Annotated in this window: 11 protein-coding genes; all 11 read left to right on the top strand. The window is 37.2% G+C overall.

Features of this window, described 5'->3' with window-relative positions; translation table 11 throughout:
- Positions 1-208: 208 nt before the first annotated feature.
- The 11 genes from QF028_RS12755 (at position 209) to QF028_RS12705 (ending at position 18,445) form a co-directional block, all read left to right on the top strand.
- Positions 209-475 carry a phosphocarrier protein HPr gene (locus tag QF028_RS12755; RefSeq protein ID WP_168243898.1) on the top strand — a complete coding sequence of 89 codons (267 nt, stop codon included), beginning with the start codon at positions 209-211 and terminating at the stop codon, positions 473-475.
- 229 nt (positions 476-704) lie between these two features.
- Positions 705-2,159: an NADP-dependent glyceraldehyde-3-phosphate dehydrogenase gene (locus QF028_RS12750; protein ID WP_429465881.1), complete on the top strand. Its 1,455-nt coding sequence runs from the start codon at positions 705-707 to the stop codon at positions 2,157-2,159.
- A gap of 907 nt (positions 2,160-3,066) precedes the next feature.
- Entirely contained in the window at positions 3,067-4,719 is a 1,653-nt protein-coding gene (locus tag QF028_RS12745) for an ABC transporter substrate-binding protein (RefSeq protein WP_429465879.1), read from the top strand.
- Between the two features lie 72 nt (positions 4,720-4,791).
- Positions 4,792-5,682 carry an ABC transporter permease gene (locus tag QF028_RS12740; protein ID WP_429465877.1) on the top strand — a complete coding sequence of 297 codons (891 nt, stop codon included), beginning with the start codon at positions 4,792-4,794 and terminating at the stop codon, positions 5,680-5,682.
- Between the two features lie 17 nt (positions 5,683-5,699).
- Positions 5,700-6,641 carry a carbohydrate ABC transporter permease gene (locus QF028_RS12735; protein ID WP_429465875.1) on the top strand — a complete coding sequence of 314 codons (942 nt, stop codon included), beginning with the start codon at positions 5,700-5,702 and terminating at the stop codon, positions 6,639-6,641.
- Positions 6,642-6,676: 35 nt separating this feature from the next.
- On the top strand, positions 6,677-7,393 hold the full coding sequence (locus tag QF028_RS12730; RefSeq protein ID WP_429465873.1) for a YesL family protein: 717 nt from the start codon (positions 6,677-6,679) through the stop codon (positions 7,391-7,393).
- A 139-nt stretch (positions 7,394-7,532) separates the two neighbouring features.
- Positions 7,533-9,323, top strand: coding sequence for a cache domain-containing sensor histidine kinase (locus QF028_RS12725; protein WP_429465871.1), 1,791 nt, complete (start codon positions 7,533-7,535; stop codon positions 9,321-9,323).
- Positions 9,316-10,854 carry a response regulator transcription factor gene (locus QF028_RS12720; protein WP_429465869.1) on the top strand — a complete coding sequence of 513 codons (1,539 nt, stop codon included), beginning with the start codon at positions 9,316-9,318 and terminating at the stop codon, positions 10,852-10,854. The genes QF028_RS12725 and QF028_RS12720 overlap by 8 nt, the downstream gene beginning before the upstream one ends.
- A gap of 49 nt (positions 10,855-10,903) precedes the next feature.
- Positions 10,904-12,151 (top strand): extracellular solute-binding protein, encoded by a 1,248-nt coding sequence (locus QF028_RS12715; RefSeq protein ID WP_429465867.1) that lies wholly within the window; start codon positions 10,904-10,906, stop codon positions 12,149-12,151.
- Positions 12,152-12,154: 3 nt separating this feature from the next.
- Positions 12,155-13,831 (top strand): glycoside hydrolase family 13 protein, encoded by a 1,677-nt coding sequence (locus QF028_RS12710; protein WP_429465865.1) that lies wholly within the window; start codon positions 12,155-12,157, stop codon positions 13,829-13,831.
- Positions 13,832-14,158: 327 nt separating this feature from the next.
- Entirely contained in the window at positions 14,159-18,445 is a 4,287-nt protein-coding gene (locus QF028_RS12705; protein WP_429465863.1) for a glycoside hydrolase family 66 protein, read from the top strand.
- The last annotated feature ends 209 nt before the right edge of the window (positions 18,446-18,654 follow it).

The raw sequence follows: 18,654 nt of genomic DNA, 5'->3' as shown, positions 1-18,654 counted from the left end.
GGATTGACTGGTCCTTTGACAGTAAGGCATTTAAAACTTGGGCGTCTTGTAGTTATGTATGATCAATAGTTATTTCATATTTTGGAGATCTGTTTGTGTAGACCGATGGCATGAGGAATATGGTTTTACAGTTGGAAATATTGTTCCTAGATACAAAAAGAAAGCCAATAAACCTAGTTAAGTTTTTACAATATAGGGGGAGTATTAAATGACTGAGCAAATTTTTACAATAATTGATGAAGCGGGGATTCACGCACGTCCAGCAACTGTTCTAGTTCAAGCTGCAACTAAATTTAAATCGGATGTAAACCTTGAGTATAAAGGGAGAAGGGTAAACTTAGAGTCAATTTTGGGAGTTTTGTCATTAGGTGTCGTTAAAGGTGCCCAAATAAAAATTTCTGCTTCTGGCTCAGATGAGAATGATGTGTTATCGGAATTAACTGAGACATTAAAAAACCATAAATTAATTGATTAATGACTTGCACATTGAAAATTGAATAAGCAACAAAAATAGAGGATGATTCCAAAGTTTATGTTAATGATTTTTATGGATGAAAGAGCTTTGTAATAAATGTGAATTGGACGATATTTAATGATGAAATCTGTTTTTTAATAATACTATTATGTTTTTTTTATAATTAAGAGACTGAAAATTATACCTATTCAATCATATTGGTATTCACCTACTTAAAGGAGGATTTATTATGTCGATAAACGTATTATCTTTAAAAGCTTACAATTTTTATATAAATGGGGAGTGGAGAGAAAGTAAGTCTGGTGAAACTATTAAAATCACTTCACCTTATCTTTATGAAGTTATTGGAAAAGTACAGGCGGTTACGATAGAAGAGATAGATAAGACAATTAATTTTGCTCATGAGGCACAAAAAATTTGGGCAGAAACTTCCCTTCAAAAACGAGCAAAGTTTTTGTATAAATGGGCAGATGAATTAGTGAACATGCAAGATGAAATTGCTGAAATCATTATGAAAGAAGTAGGAAAAAGTTTGAAAGATGCAAAGAATGAAGTCGTACGTACTGCGGATTTCATTCGTTATACGGTCGAAGAAGCAATGCATATGCATGGTGAAAGTATGAAGGGAGATAGCTTCCCAGGCGGATCTAAATCTAAGATTGCTATTGTTGAACGTGTTCCACTAGGAGTAATACTAGCAATCCCTCCGTTTAACTATCCCGTAAATTTAGCTGCTGCTAAATTAGCACCGGCACTCATTTCAGGTAATGCAGTTATCTTTAAACCAGCTACACAAGGAGCTATTAGTGGTATTAAAATGATTGAGGCTCTTCACAAAGCAGACTTTCCAAAAGGTCTTGTCAATATCGTGACAGGTCGTGGTTCTGTCATTGGTGATTACTTAGTTGAGCATAAAGGTATTAATATGATCTCCTTTACAGGCGGGACAAATACTGGTATTAGTTTAGCGAAAAAAGCAGGAATGATTCCACTTGTACTTGAGCTTGGCGGGAAAGACCCTGGTATTGTGCGTGAAGACGCTGATTTACACGAGGCGGCGAAACATATTATCAGCGGTGCGTTTTCTTATTCCGGTCAACGTTGCACAGCTATTAAACGTGTATTAGTGCATGAAAGTGTAGCAGACGAGATAGTATCCATTTTAAAAGAAGAAATCGAAAAATTAGCTGTAGGTTCTCCGGAAGAAGGCAACACAGTTGTCCCGTTAATTGATGATCAATCCGCTGACTTTGTTCAAGGATTAATTGAGGATGCCATTGAAAAAGGTGCAACTCTTGTAACAGGAAATAAGCGTGAACGCAATTTAATTTACCCTACTCTTCTTGATCATGTGACAGAAGACATGGCCGTAGCTTGGGAGGAACCGTTCGGACCTGTGCTGCCAATAATCCGTGTATCCTCTGATGAAGAAGCGATCAATATTGCGAATGAATCTGAATTTGGTTTACAGGCAAGTGTCTTTACCAAAGATATTAATAAAGCATTTGCGATTGCGAATAAAATTGAAACAGGCTCAGTTCAAATAAACGGACGTACCGAACGCGGCCCGGATCATTTCCCATTTATTGGTGTAAAAGGATCCGGTATGGGAGCGCAAGGTATCCGTAAGAGTATTGAATCGATGACGCGTGAAAAAGTAACTGTATTAAACCTTGCTGAGTAATCTCAAAAGTAATTTTATTCTCTCAAAAGAGGGGTCCCAATTAGTCCCCTCTTTGTTACATTTCCTTTTAAAGATGCTGAAGCATTGACATAATTTCACTTAGGGTAACGAAGTTCTGAAGAAAAACAAGACACAGACAACCAAGGCCATCCCAATCATTTATAAAGGCAATTTTAACACAATTAATTTTAGTTTAGTTAGTCATGGACTTCTCATTACATTGTAGAACTAGCCACACCTTAGAAGTAGGATTCTCTTATTGTGTTTTTTTGTAGTTAGTTCGTAATTAGTATACCTAATTTCATACCTTACTACTTAAAAGGGTGGTACAAATTTTTATAAAAAAACAAAATATCACCCCTATTTTCTTGAAATTAAATAGTACTAGTGCGATTGATTTTAGGTGTACTAGTATGTTAAATCCACCAAACTCGTGAAAGAGGGGTGGTTTTTTTTATGCAAAAAAAACCTTGAGTAAAGTTTTGAGAAGTTCTCTGTGTATAAATCGCTGTAAACCAACAGATGAATAAAAAACAAACTGTAATACAAGTAAAATTTTTAAACAAATTTCAAAAATGGTGTAATTTATCTCTCTTTAATAACAATATAGAACACCTTATCAATCAGCAGGAAATCGGTGGTGAGATATTTGTAATATAAGACACCATCCTAGTAATGGAAACGGTTTCTAGAAAGGGTCTTTAGAATCATAATAGAGTTATAAATAGATAAGGGGGAAAAAATGAAGAAATCGTAACAGTTTAATTGTACCAATTATTTTTTTTGCTTTGTAAGCGTTGTATTTACAGAACAATAATCTATTAGATTTATTGTTGTAGGAAGCATTAGCTATGAAATTATGATTCTGGTTAAAAAAATAAAACCTAAAAATTTGGAGGGAACATTCATGAAGAAAATTTTCTCAATTGCTGCTGTAACGATAATGTCATTTGGTGTTTTGGCAGGATGTTCAGTAGGCTCAAACTCCTCGGAAGATTTACAAACAAAAACCGTGGCAACTAAAGAGGAACTAAAACCTTTCGGTAACTATAAGGAAACTGTTACTTATACCGTTGGGAAGGCTACTCCAGGTATTGCCAAATTACCTCCGGGGCAAACGTATGAAGACAATGCTTATACAAGTTACTTAAAGGAAACGCTTAATATTCAAAGTAAAAATAAGTTTGAAGCTCAAGATGGAGATGCATATAAGCAGAAGGTTTCAATGGCAGTGGCGTCAGGAGATATACCTGATATTATGGCTGTCGATGCGACAACATTACGCCAATTGGTCGACAATGACTTGGTTGCCGATTTATCAGATGTTTATAAATCAAGTGCATCTGATTATGTTAAAAAAATGTATGATTCCTACGATGGGCGTGCATTAGAGGCAGCAACAATTGATGGGAAATTAATGGCATTACCTTCTACTTCTAATGCTAATATTCCAACTATGCTTTGGTTACGTAAAGATTGGTTGGATAAGCTTGGTTTAGAAGGACCTAAGACTGTTGATGATATGGAAAAAGTTTTAACAGAATTTATTCAAAAAGATCCGGGTGGAAACGGTAAAGGAAAAACGGTTGGTTTAGCATTATCTCCTAGCATTGGAGGGATGTATGGATCTTTATTCCAAGCTGATAATATCCTTCAAACCTATAATTCTTTCCCTCGTCAATGGATTGAACAAGATGGCAAGGTAGTTTATGGATCTATTACCGATGAAACCAAACAAGGATTAGGTAAACTAACAGATTGGTACAAAAAAGGTCTGATTGATCCACAGTTAGCTGTCCGTAAAAGCATTGAAGATTTAATTATTGGTGGTCAAACTGGTGCATACTTTGGTCCTTGGTGGACACCAGACTATCCATTGAACTCTGCAAAACAGAAGAATCCTATGGCAGATTGGGCACCATACATTATCTCTAAAGATGGTAGCGGTACAATCACAGCTTATACACAAAATCCTGCCTCTGAATTCTATGTGGTAAGAAAAGGTTTTAAACATCCAGAAGTTCTACCAAAATTAGTTAGTGCATTAGATGATAAATTACGCCAAGAAGATAGAAATTATCAGCCAGTCGTAGATTTTATTAAATTTGGCGGTGACCGTGGGGCACCAGTAAATATCATGGTTAACTTTAATGATGCAACCGCACAAATGTATCAAAATATTAATGCAGCAATTGAAGGTAAAAAACAACCAAATACCTTATCGCTTGATGATCAATCATCCTATCAAAAGATCGCAGGTTATTTAAAAGATCCCGCTAAATCAGATGCAAACCAATGGAGTGCCTATAAATCTAGAATAGTAGCTGGAAAGTTAATGGCTGAAACTAAGATTAATGAAGTAGATCCTGTTTTCTTTGGTCAGACCAAGAGTATGAAATTGAAATGGGCAAACTTAACGAAATTAGAGGATGAAGCATTCTTGAAGATTGTGACTGGAGAAAAGGACTTAGATTATTTCGACAAGTTTGTTGAAAACTGGAAGAGAACAGGTGGTAGTGATATTACAAAAGAAGTATCTGATGCCATTAAAGAAAAATAAAACCAAATGGGTACAAATGTAAAATTTGTACCCATTTATACAATTTATACTTGAAAGAAGGTAGCATGTGAAATGAAAAAACGTGGAGGGCAACTGGAGTATCATCTCTTGATGGCACCGGGCATGATTTTTTTAATTATTTTCAGTTTAATACCAATGTTTGGGATTATCATGGCGTTTGAAGATTATGTCCCTGCTAAAGGTATTTTAGGATCAGACTGGGTCGGTTTGGAAAACTTTAAATACATGCTGGAAATTCCGGATAGTATGAAGATATTAAGGAATACCGTTGTGATTGCGGTTGGTAAGATTGTTCTAGGAACGCTGGTACCTATTATTTTTGCTCTATTGCTAAACGAAATTAGATTGAAATGGGCGAAAAAATCCATCCAAACCATTGTTTATTTACCTAACTTCTTATCTTGGGCGATCTTGGCTGCAGTATTCATTAACATCTTTGACTACCATGGACCAGTGAATAACTTTTTACAGGCACTAGGACATGACCCGATTTTGTTTCTAGGAAGCAATGATTGGTTTAGAAGTATCATTATATCAACTGATGTGTGGAAAGGCTTTGGTTATGGCGCGATTGTTTATTTAGCCGCATTAACAGGGATTGACCCAGGTCTTTATGAGGCATCTTCAATTGATGGTGCTAATCGCTATAAGCAATTACTGCATGTCACTTTACCAGGAATTTTGCCAACTATTATGCTGATTACAGCACTGAATTTGGGAAACATTCTAAACGCTGGTTTTGACCAAATCTTTGCCTTATATAATCCTATTGTGTATGAAACCGGGGATGTTATTGACACTTATGTGTACCGTGTAGGTCTGTTAGGACAACAATACAGTTTTGCAACGGCAATTGGCTTATTGAAATCAATCGTAAGTTGCGTATTAATTTTATCAGCTAACCAATTGTCCAAGAAACTTGCAAACATGAGGATCTTTTAAAAGGGGAGAAAGAGTCAATGAAATCAAAAACAGTTGGCAGTCAGTTTGCCGTTGTATGGGGGAAAGAGTTTATAAAATCCAAACGTTCTAAACCCTTTGGAAGTCGAATCGCCGATGTATGTATATGGGCAATCCTATTGCTGATGACGGCCCTATGTGTATTACCATTACTTAATATGGTATCAATCTCTTTTAGTGACAGAGTTGCGGCTCAAGCGAATGAGGTGGGCTTGTTGCCAGTAAATTTCAATGTAAGTGCTTATCAGGTTTTACTTGGAGATGCACAATTTTGGCGTTCCTTTATGATTTCTGTGGAAAGAGTTGTTTTAGGGACTTCTTTGAACATGTTGTTAACGATTTTAATGGCCTATCCGTTGTCTAAAAATAAGCGGGAATTTGGTGCACGCAATATTTATATGAATCTTTTGATTTTCGCGATGCTCTTTTCCGGTGGGATGATTCCAACGTTCCTAGTTGTAAAGAACTTAGGTTTGATTGATTCTATTTGGTCACTTATTTTACCGGGGGCAGTGCCGATTTTTAACGTTATTTTATTAATGAACTTTTTCAAGAGTATTCCAGGTTCGTTGGAAGAAGCCGCTATTATGGATGGTGCGACAAAATTAAAAGTTTTGTTTAAAGTTTACTTGCCCATTTCACTGCCGGCTTTGGCAACTATTTCACTTTTTTCTATTGTAGGGCATTGGAATGATTATTTTAGTGGTTTGCTTTACATTAACAAAGCTGCTAACTATCCGCTGCAAACGTATATTCAACAATTGAACATTGACGTTACTAAAATTACGGATGTGTCACAATTAAAAGCTGTTGCGGCCATTTCAAACCAAACACTGAATGCAGCTAAGATTGTGGTCTCTACGATACCAGTGTTATTAATCTATCCGTTTTTGCAAAAATATTTTACAAGTGGGTTAGTGATCGGTTCTGTTAAAGAATAGGTATAATTTCCTATTTGTATTTAGGAGGATACAAAATGAACTTGTTTAAATACAGTGATCAGTTGATGAAGGGGCTCTATATGATTCTAAAACTGACGGGTATTTGGTGGCTATTTAATCTTCCATATGTTTTTTTAGGGGTGAATCTTTTGGGGGCACCCGATGTAACCATTGTACACACGATGGTCATCGTCGGTATAGTTCTCTTACCCTTTGTTGCAGTACCGACAACGGTAGCTACCTTGGCTTTGGCAAGAAGATATGTGAAGGGTGACGACGGGTTTCCATTCCTTAAAATATTCTGGAATTATTACAAAAGAGAGTATGTAAAAAGTATGGTTTTAGGCTGTCTCAATGCCACTGCGTTGATCGTTTTTTATCTATCACTAAGGTATTATTCAGGGCTGTCCTCACTATTGGCAATTGTCTTTTACGTATTAGTCATTGTGACACCATTTTTCTTTTTATTTGTATACAGTTTCCTTGTCGATCAGGAACTGCCTTTGAAGGCGTATCTGACTAATGCCATGTATCTATTGTTCCTGCATCCTTTGAATACAGTTCTGATGATTCTGGATGCAGTGGTCGCGGCTTATATCATGTGGATGGTATTTCCGGCTTTTCTACTCTTTATTCTCCCAGGATTAATAGCACTGATAGTGACTTATTTCTATCAAAAGAGTATGGGCAATGAAATCAAAAAAAGGAAACCAGTTCATAACCTTAATGCAAATTCATTAAAAGGAAGTTGAAAAAAGCGTTTTGTCCATTCTGACCATGGAAATAAAACAGTAAAGGCAAATCCGTGAAAGTATAAAATAGCTTGAACCATTCCAGGTGAATGGGTAACATGAAATACAGATGTATGACGTAAAGAAGGGGATCTCACTGATGAAGAAGATGCTGGTAAACAAGTTTTCAACAAAGGTCATCATAGCCATATTCATTAGTATATTGATTCCTAGTTCGTTCATCAGTGTATTCTATTTTGTTTCTTCATCTAACATTGTGAAAGAGAATGTAAGGGAATCTTCACTTCAAACAGCTAAACAGGCAGCTGACTCCCTATCTTTCGTTTTATCAGTAGGAAGTGATATGTCGGATCTTCTATACAGTAATAGGCAGCTTCGGGATATTGTCAAAATGGATGAGGATCCCGTGCTCTCTTCGATAGATAAAGAACAGAATGGTGCCGAATTGACTTCATTTTTAAACTCACAAATTTATTCGAGTTCCTTTGTCAGAATCCTCTATATTTTAAAGGATGAAGGAACAAGCTGGGGAAGCGGTTCCTTTTCTTATGTCAAATTGGGCAGATATCGACTCCATGATTTCAACTGGATCCAGGAATCGATAAAGAAAGATGGCGATCTGGTTTGGCGAGGGCTTCAATATGATCTTTTTAGCGGGGCCGGTGAGAATACCGAACTTGTCCTGCCTGTCACTAGGGTAATGAAAGACCTTGAAACTATGGAAAATATCGCTTTTATTCAGGTGAATTTGGATGGAAGGTCCATTTTGAATAAAATCGAACAGTTGAAGCTAGGCAAAACGGGCCATTTTTTCGTTGTGGATGATCAGGGGCGAATCATGATTGATTCCAATATGGATAAAATCAACAAGCCTGTTGAAAATCCCGATTTACACAAGCACATCCGAAATAATAAGGTTGATGAATTTGAATATAAAGAGAATGGGGATTTCTTTTACGGAGTGAAACAACCGCTTTCAAATGGCTGGAACATTGTGGGGATTGTTCCAATTGACGAAATCACCGGTGAACTGGCAAAGGTACAGCGAATTACGATTCTCTCCTCCATCTTGTTTACTCTGTTTGCTGTTGTATTTGGTTTGTTTGCAGCCAATAAAGTGACAAAGCCGATTATGACTCTGACGGAGCATATGAGGCAGGTTGGGAAAGGGAATTTTAAAGTCCGAACCCATATTAAATCAAATGATGAAATTGGTTTGATGAGTGACACCTTTAATCAAATGACGAAACAAGTTGACCAGTTGATGGAACAGGTAAAAGAGGAACAAAGCCTTAAGACAGAAGCGGAACTTCGGGCGATTAAACATCGAATCAATCCTCATTTTCTGTTTAATACATTAAGTACGATTCGCTGGCTTGTAAAATTCAAGCAAACAGAAAAGGCAAATACAGCTTTATCTGCTTTAAGCCGGTTACTTGAAGCAAGCATGGGGAAAAGTGGTACCTTTGTAACGCTTCAGCAAGAGTTAGAAATCATTGAAAGATTCCTTGTTATACTACAAATTCGCTACGAGCAGTCCTTCCACCTGAAACTGGAAATGGAAGCTGGGACAGAAGAGTTTATAATTCCAAGAATGCTTATTCAGCCTATAGTTGAAAATGCAGTTTTTCATGGCTTAGTCCCTACAGGAAAATCAGGGGTGATATCCATGAAAGCTTATTCCATTGGCAAGGGTGTAAAAATCGAAATCCAGGATAATGGAGTCGGGATCAACAAAGAAAGATTAGACCAAATCTTGCCATCGGAAGAATCCAAAAATTCTTTCATAGGAATCGGGTTAAATCATGTGTATGATTCGGTACGGCTTTATTTTTCTCATACATCGAGCGTGGATATTAAAAGTGGAGAACATGGAACCCTGGTTACATTAGAATTATTCCCGAAGGATGGAGGTGAAAATCATGTATAACGTAATGATTGTAGATGATGAACCAGTCATTCGGTTTGGTTTAAAGGCTTCTGTTGAATGGGCCGAGGAGGGCCTCCATTATCTGGGAGATTATCCGAATGGAGAGGAAGCCCTCAAAGCGGCTGAGGGTCGACTAGTTGATTTGTTAATCACGGATATCAAAATGCCTGTCATGGATGGCATCACTTTAATGAAGAAAATGCTTCAGAGGTTTCCTAATTTAAAAGTAATTTTAGTCAGTAGTTATACCGATTTTGACTATGTTCGGGAAGGCTTAAAGCTTGGCGCCGTGGATTATGTTTTGAAACCAACATTGGAACCTGAAGAATTTGTGAAACTTATCCAAAAAACTGTGGAAATGATAAAAAAAGAGCGGCTAGTTGAAGAGAAACTACAGTTGGCCAATCAGACCACTTTTTTAAGTGAACGTAAAAAACTAGAACAAGCCATCAAAAAAGTCATTCTTGAGGATTCTAATCTTAATGAGCTTCATCAGAAATTCGGATGGCTGCAAGAGCCCTTCCTTATGTTAACAATGAGCCTAAATCATGTGGATAAACTGGAGGAACAGCATGGCTTTTTATTTAAGACAATGCTTTTGGAAGACGTCCAAAATTATTTCTACAAGAATATAGACGAAGGAATATGTTTTCCAGTTAATGAGAACCAAATGCTTTTCCTACTATACACATCATTAGATCCGTATGCTGTCATAGAAAAATTGAAAAAGGAAATTGAGCTCGAAACAAACTCCAGCTTTACTGTTGGTTTTGAGGTAATTCGAGATCTATCTTTTGTAAAGCAAGGATTTAAAAGAAGTGGCTCAGCCCGCGAACGAAGATTTTTTAATCCAGGTGCATCCATTTTCCGCTATGAGCCCTTTCCAGAGGGAAAATTACCTCTTTTAGATACGGCTTCGCTTCACCAGATTTTATTGCCCTATGATAAACAAAGTCTTACAGATTTCCTCAGCAGAAGATTTCAAGAATGGGAATCGGTGGTTATTTCCCCAGTGGACATTAAAAACGATGCCTGTGAGATTATTAGATATTTATTTATAAAGCAATTGAATGCTGATGAATTAATGGAAAAATACGAGCAGTTAAAAAAGATTGAAACGCTCGATGAATTAAAAAAGACCTTGTTGTTGCAAATAAGAGAGTATTCAGAGTTAATTCAACATAATCAGCAACTCCCGCTGGGTGAAAATGTGATCATGAAAAAAGCACTTGATTTTATTCATGGTCATTATACGGAAGAACTGACATTGCAACTCGTTTCCGGTCACGTCCATATCAGCCGTAATTATTTTAGTGTCTTGTTTAAAAGGCTTGTCGGTCAAAATTTTATCGACTATGTCATGGATTTACGTATTCGAAAGGCAAAAGAATTATTGGAAAATACCTCATTAAAGGTGTATGAAGTAGCAGAACAATCGGGGTTTAAGGATGTAAAGTATTTTAGCAAGCTTTTTAAGAAATTAATGGGCTCTTCTCCCATTGATTTCCGGACGAAGAATCAGAGTCCATAATAATGTTGCAGCTATGAACATACCTGTTGTGGAAGGGGGGATGATGGCTTTGAACAGATGGCTTTTGGCTATTGTCTTAGCAGGATTGATTTTGACCTCGGGATGTAATAATCAATCGATTATGGATGGCAATCATTCTCTTCAGAAACCTGATAATAAAAAAGACGAGATTATTGTCTGGCATACCTATAGTGATGAAGAAACAGATGTTTTCGAAAACGAGGTCATACCTCTATTTGAAAAACAGCATCCTAATCTTGATGTCAAGCCTGTCCGCCAGCCCTATGGTGAACAGTTGAAGTGGACTCTTCTCGCTAGAGCTTCTGCCAAGAAGCCTCCTGATGTCGTACGGATGGATATTTCCTGGGTTCCATTTTTCGCTAAAATGGGACAAATCTCTTCTGTTAGTGATTTCAAGGATTTTCACTTTGTAAAGGAAGGTTTACTGGAACCTCCGTTAAAATCGAATCTTTTTAACGGAAAATATTATGGCCTTCCTCTTAATACCAATACGAAGGCTGCCATTTACAATCGCGAGTTGCTGAAGGACGCTGGATACACCAGGCCTCCCGGAAATATGGATGAACTGCTGGATTTAATCGTTAAGCACCATTACCAACTAGGTCTGACTGGATATACAATCTGGGAAAGTCTGCCGTACTTTTATGGCTTTGGCGGGACAATATTAAGTCCTGATCATACAAAGGCAGATGGATTTTTAAACAGCCCAAAAAGTATTCAAGCGGTTGAGAATTTACGGATCCTCTATAACTCCTCGGGGAAAACGGATACGTGGCAGGGAGTCGTTGATGGAAAGTATTTTATGATTGATGAAGGACCTTGGTTCTATAGTGTCCAAACTCCTCAAAAGCTGGAAGAAATTATCAAGAATACTATCTCTGCTCCGTTTCCGGTTACAAATGGAAAAGGGTCTGTGCTTGGCGGGGAAAACCTTGTTATCATGAAAGGGGCTAGGAATCTAGAAGCGAGTTGGACATTTATTAAATGGATGGCTAGTCCTGAACCACAAAAGCTTCTAATGAAAACCGGCTTAATGCCAACGGTAAAAGGAATCAAAATAAAAGAATCGACTAAGGAATCAGGCTACTTAAGCAGTTATATAGAAGGTCTAGAGAATTCCTTTTCACTACCGCCTATGGTTAATTGGGCCGAGATTGAAGAAATTTATATAAAATATTTAAGGATGATAATCCTAGAACAAATCGGTGTAAAAGAAGGATTGTCGCTTGCAGCAAAAGAAATTGATAGCTTACTTTTGATAGAGAAAGGAAGATAAAAAATGGAGAAACAATGGTGGAAAGAAAGTGTAGTGTATCAAATTTATCCGCGAAGCTTTATGGATAGCAATGGAGACGGAATCGGCGATCTTCGTGGAATTATTTCAAAGCTTGATTATTTAAATGAATTGGGAGTAGATGTGATCTGGCTGTCGCCAGTTTACAAGTCGCCAAATGATGATAATGGTTATGATATTAGTGATTATCAAAATATCATGGATGAGTTTGGATCAATGGTAGATATGGACGAATTATTAAAACAGATACATGACCGCGGAATGAAGTTGATGATGGATCTCGTAGTAAATCATTCATCAGATGAGCACCACTGGTTTGTCGAGTCCCGTAAATCGAAGGATAATCCGTATCGTGACTATTATATTTGGCGGCCGGGAAAGGATGGGACAGAACCAAATAACTGGACCTCTTTTTTCAGCGGTTCGGCGTGGCAATATGATGAAGCAACCGAAGAATATTTCCTTCATCTTTTTAGTAAAAAACAGCCGGACCTGAACTGGGATAATCCAACCTTAAGAAAAGAAATTTATGACATGATGAAATGGTGGCTGGATAAAGGAATTGATGGTTTCCGAATGGATGTTATTAACTTGATTTCCAAAGTAGATGGACTCCCAAGTGCTCCTGGAGGGAAACAGTACGACTGGGGCGGCGATTTCTTCATGAACGGTCCGCGTGTCCATGAGTACCTGCAGGAAATGAATCGTGAAGTTCTATCGAAATATGACATCATGACAGTGGGTGAAAGTCCGGGTGCATCTACTGATGATGCCGTAAAATATGCTAACAATGAAGGTACAGAATTGAATATGATTTTCACCTTTGAGCACATGGATCTAGATTCAGGTCCTGGCGGCAAATGGAATGTAAAACCATGGAAGTTGGCCGATCTGAAGGACGTCATGTCAAAATGGCAGAACGATCTGGACGGCAAGGGGTGGAACAGTCTTTATTTAAATAACCATGATCAGCCGCGGATGGTTTCCCGATTCGGAAATGACAAGGAATACAGGGGTGAATCAGGTAAAATGCTCGGAACCTTCCTTCATATGATGAAAGGAACCCCATACATCTATCAAGGTGAAGAGTTTGGAATGACAAACGTCCGTTTTGAAAATTTGGAAGATTACAATGATATTGAAATCCACAATATGTATATGGAAACAGTGGTAAAAGGCGATGCAGACCACAATACAATAATGGAGGCAATCTATAAAAAGGGCCGCGACAATGCAAGAACGCCAATGCAATGGGATAGCAGTGAAAATGGAGGTTTTACAAGAGGTATTCCGTGGCTAAAGTTGAATCCGAATTATAAGGAAATCAATGCGGCAAAAGCTATTGCTGATCCAGACTCCATCTTTCATTACTATCAGCAGCTTATTAAACTGCGTAAAGAAAACGAAATAATTGTATATGGAAAATATGAATTGATTTTGGAAGACGATGAAAAGATTTATGCATATACGCGAACGTTAGAGAATGAAAAATTAGTTGTTTTGTGCAATTTCTCTGCTGAGGAATCGCCATTTGAATTGCCAAAAGATTTTGAGCTTGATACAGCTGAGTTGTTAATTGGCAACTATAAAGTGGAAGCAGGAGATTCTGTTAATTTATTTATTTTGAAGCCTTATGAAGCTAGAGTATATTGGCTTAAATAATGTTTATTTGTTTGGCCCTGTCTTAATTGGCAGGGTCTTTTTTGGGGGGATGAAGGACAATTTTAATAGAAATTTGTACAGTTTTTTTGTTCCGATAAAACCAAGTCTTTTGGTGTTTTTTATCTCTCAACTAGTAATAATAAAACACTCCCTCTAACATGCTTCTATTTTTCATGAACAAAATATAAGACACCAACAAAGTAATGTTAACGGTTACAAATTTTCGTAATCTAAATGAAAATGAACCTAACATACTTTTCCGAAAGGAGATACAAGATTAGTTTTGACGAGCGCTTACATAAATCTTAAGAAACTAAGGAGGAAATCATGAAAATTTTCAAACGTAAACGAAAAAAGTTATCACTTGTCAGTTTAGTAGCATTAAATTTGGCATTAACGTCGGTGCCGTTTACACCAGTGATCAAAGCTCACGCCACTAGCGAGCAAATATCTCAGGCAGCTAAAAAGCAACTGCCTGCAGAACCTATTCAAGCATTTTTGGTAGACAAAGCACGTTATAATCCGGGAGAAAAAGTAACGATGTCGCTGTTGTTTGATTCATCCCAAGAGTGGAAAGGCACGCTTAATTTGGAAGTCTATCATTTAAATGAGAAGGTCGCGGAAGGTAAGAAAAATATTCAGGTCAAGAAGGATCTAAAGGGCGTCGAAATCGTATGGACTCCTTCTGATGAAGACTTTCGAGGCTATCTGGTAAAAGCATCCATTGAGGGTTCCAATCAAGTTCTTACAGCAGCAATTGATGTCTCCAGTGATTGGACTCATTTTCCACGGTACGGCTATACAACGGAGTTTCCTAAAGAGACAACAGCTGAAAGTGATAAGAAGATGAAGCAGCTTACACAAGAGTACTATTTAAATGGATTTCAATTTTATGATTGGATGTGGCGGCACGATGTATCTGTTTATTCCAAAACGGATAGCAGCGGGAAAGCACTTTTAGACGAAAAAGGAAATTTTATTACACAAGAGATCGGACCAAATACTGCTTATAATGATTTATTAGGCCGTAAACTTTTTCCGTTGTCCGTTAAACAGCAAGTTCAAGCATCGCAAAAATATAATGCAGCAGCCTTAGCTTACCAAATGAATTATGCAGCTAGGGAAAATTACGAGGATTTTGGAGTGAAAAAAGAATGGGGGCTGTATCGGAAGAATGCTCAATTCCCAAATCCTAAACTGGCTGATCAGGAAGGTTTTTTCTTTGACTGGGCGAATACAGGGCTATACCTGCAGGATCCAGGCAATCCACTATGGCAAAAATACATTAACAAAGAGTTTACTAGAAGTGTAAACGAATTTGGCTTTGACGGCATACACCTAGATCAGTGGGGCGCGAATGATAATGATTATTTATATGATTACAGTGGTGAGAAACGTTATTTTTCAAAGGACTATGATTCGCTGATTAATTCAGTAAAAGATTCTCTTGTAAAGAATGATAATAAGAAAAATTTTGTTACCTTCAATATGGTTGGTGGAAATGAAGGTTACAAGGATGTTCCGATTCCATCTACAAACACAGATTTTGATTATAGTGAAATTTGGCAGGATAAAGACAACTATCGAGATTTAGTAAAAGTAGTTGAGGAAACCCGTAAGACAAATGGTGGAAAAGCTGTTGTCATTGCTGGATATATGAATTATAAGCAGGCTACCGGAGACCACTATGAGGTGGCAGATGTGAAAGGTGTTCCTAAATCAGAGCAATTTGTATCGCGTATTCAAAAAACTCCTGGTTGGGTTGGGGACTTTGGAAAAAAAGACGAAGATCAAATTATATGGACAGTAGATGTTCCTGATGCAGGAACCTACAATGTTTCTCTCAAATACGGACATGATAATGGCGATAACCCTGAAGGGAAATTATCTGTCAATAATCAAATCGTTAATAATGCGATAAATTTTAATGAAAAAACAGGATGGGGAAATCCTGTGGCGATTAAAAATTTATCATTAGATTTAGAAAAAGGAATAAATCAAATAAAACTTCAACTCAATACTAATGATCTCTGGTTAAACGTAGATAGTATAGTTGTTAAAAAGGATTTGTTAAAAAAGGAATATGAGGCAGAAGATGCAGAACTAATCAGTTGTAAAGTAGATAAAATTGGACATGTATATAACTTTGATACAGACGGAGACTTTATTAAATTTACAGTGAATGAAGATCAGGCAGGAACATACCCAATTAAATTTGGATATGGTGTTGAAAGCGTGGCTGTAAATCGTCATATGTATGTCAATGATGAACTCGTTTTTGATTCTATTAAGTTCGAACCTACTGGTGGCTGGGAAGCTTTTGAAAATTCTAAAGAAATTCAAGTGCCGTTAAAAGCAGGAGAAAACAAAGTTGTTCTAAAAGTAGAAGGTGCCAACGATACAGGGGGGAAAGTTGATTACATGATGGTTGGGGATACGCGATTCCAAGCTGAAAGAGCAGAAATCGGCTGGGAGCCAACACGGCAACCAATTATGGAAAAATCAACTAATTCTATAAGTAACTTTAAACAACAGGGAGATTATGTATCTTTTAAAGTAGATGCTGATGAGTCAAAAGAATATGCAATCTCCGTTGCGTATAAAAATGCTGGCAGGGTAACACAACGAAGCTTTTTCGTTAATGGTAAAAAAGCTGGAGTGGTTAACTTCTCCAAAACAAGCGGCGATGGCTGGAATAAAGTTGAAATACCAATCTATCTATATAAAGGAACAAATGAGATACAACTGAAGATGGAAGGACAAACCGCTGAAACAGGAATAGAAGTCGACAATTTTGAAGTGAGTAATAGACTGATAGAAGCTGAACAAGCCGACCTTGGATGGAATCTCCTTGTGGAAAGAACTAGTAGTATTGCTGTTTCTCCTGGTAAGACTGATAACTTTGGAAGCGCAGGCCAACGTGCTATTTTCACTGTCAATAATCAAAGGGAAACTGATACACTAAGATTTAAATATAAAACAGGCAATAATCCAAAAGTAAATATCTATGTCGACGGAAAATTAATTCCAGCAAACAACAGTTATGTTGATGGAAAAACAGTTTCTGAAAATATATTTTCCAGTACACCAGGTGGTTGGGATGGTGCGATGGTTGAGAAGTCGATAAAAGCAACTGTTCCTGCTGGCCAGCATGAGGTTGTGTTTGAACTGGCTTCAAATGGTGAGTATATCAATTTAGATAGTTTACTGGTTGGTGATGAAGAATATCAAGTCGAAGAAGCAGCATTTGCGCCGGAGGGTAATGGAATTACAACTTCAATAGGAAATGTGTATGATTTTAATGATGATGGGGATTTCTTAACTTTTGAGGTAAATGCTCCACATACCGGAAACTTTGATTTAGTCTGGAGATATAACAACGACTCTTCATCGAAAAGAACTGCAAATCGTTCTGTCTATGTAAATGATGAGAAAATGAAAAACAATAGCTTTACTTATAGTAACAGTTGGAAAGATGAAACAATGACTGGAATTCCTTTGAAAGAAGGAAAAAATAAGATAACCATTAGAGTGGAAAACCTCGATGATGACGGAGTGAAGTTGGATTATTTGCAAATAGGAAGTAAAAAATATCAAGCAGAATCAACCAATTCTCTTCCTCCAATGCATATCTACAAAGATACATTGTTAAATTTCGGGCATGCAGGGGACGAAGTAACGTTTGACGTAAATTTAGCTCAAAAGGGAGAGACTAGTTTTATCTTCACTTATGCTAATGCAGGAGCAGATACAGTAAGAAAAATTTATGTAGATGGAAAACCGATATTAGATGACAACGGGAAACCTTATACGGTTGTATTTAAGAGTACAGGAAGTAAGGATTCCTATAGTGAGGATGGATACGTTGTTTTACCAGGTTTAGACTCAGGGAAACATAAAATAACATTGAAACAAGAGGAGGATCAAAAAGGATCTATTGATTTACGCAGAATGACAGTAGGCCTATTTGATGAACCATCTGTACGTTTAATGGATGCGGGATTAGCGGCTCTGGGTGCAACACATATTGAATTGGGTACTGCAGAAAAATATGAAGAAGGACCTAACATGTTGGCCCATGAATATTATCCAAATCGTAGCAAAAAAATGACAAGTCCTCTCAAAGGATCGATGAAGGATTACTATAAGTTCTTCGCTGCTTACGAAAATCTTCTGTTTGATAGTAAAGAGACGGATCGATTGATAAAGGTGGAAGAAAAAGGGCAGCCACTTAAAGTTAGCAGAAATGGAGAGAAAAATTCCATTTGGTCGATTGTCAGGGAAAATAGGAATAATAAAGGATTTGAGGATTACGATGTTGTTCATCTTATCAATCTCTTAAATAATGATTCAAACTGGAGAAATGCCGCTTTAACACCGAATAAGTATAATGATATAACGGTACGCTATCCGATTGGAAAGAGCCAACAAGAACTGCCTGACTTAAAAGTTTATACGGCAAGCCCGGATGCAGATCAGGGACAATTAAAAGAAATTCAATATAAATGGGAAAATAAAGAGATAGTTATTACTCTTCCAAGTCTGGAATATTGGGAAATGATTGTCATTGACCGCGACGGAACTGAAAATATAAAACCGACGAAAATAAAATAGTTAAAGAGATAAGTAATAGAGTTATAGGACTTTGATGGAACGCATTGAATCCCCAATGCGTTTCATCTTTATTTAGGTGTAGTCTAGTAGGACTAAGCTGCGGAATACCGTTTGAAAGCTTTAAAATCAGCATAGATTAATTTATAAAAAGTGTTGCTATCTGTAGAAATAAAAAAGAGATACAAATAAAACTAAGTAGATTTCAAGGG

This window comes from Neobacillus sp. B4I6 (genome assembly GCF_050434045.1).
In the GTDB taxonomy this organism is placed as follows: domain Bacteria; phylum Bacillota; class Bacilli; order Bacillales; family Cytobacillaceae; genus Neobacillus.
Note: the sequence above shows the minus strand (reverse complement) of the source record. Positions and strands in the feature narration are given on the sequence as shown.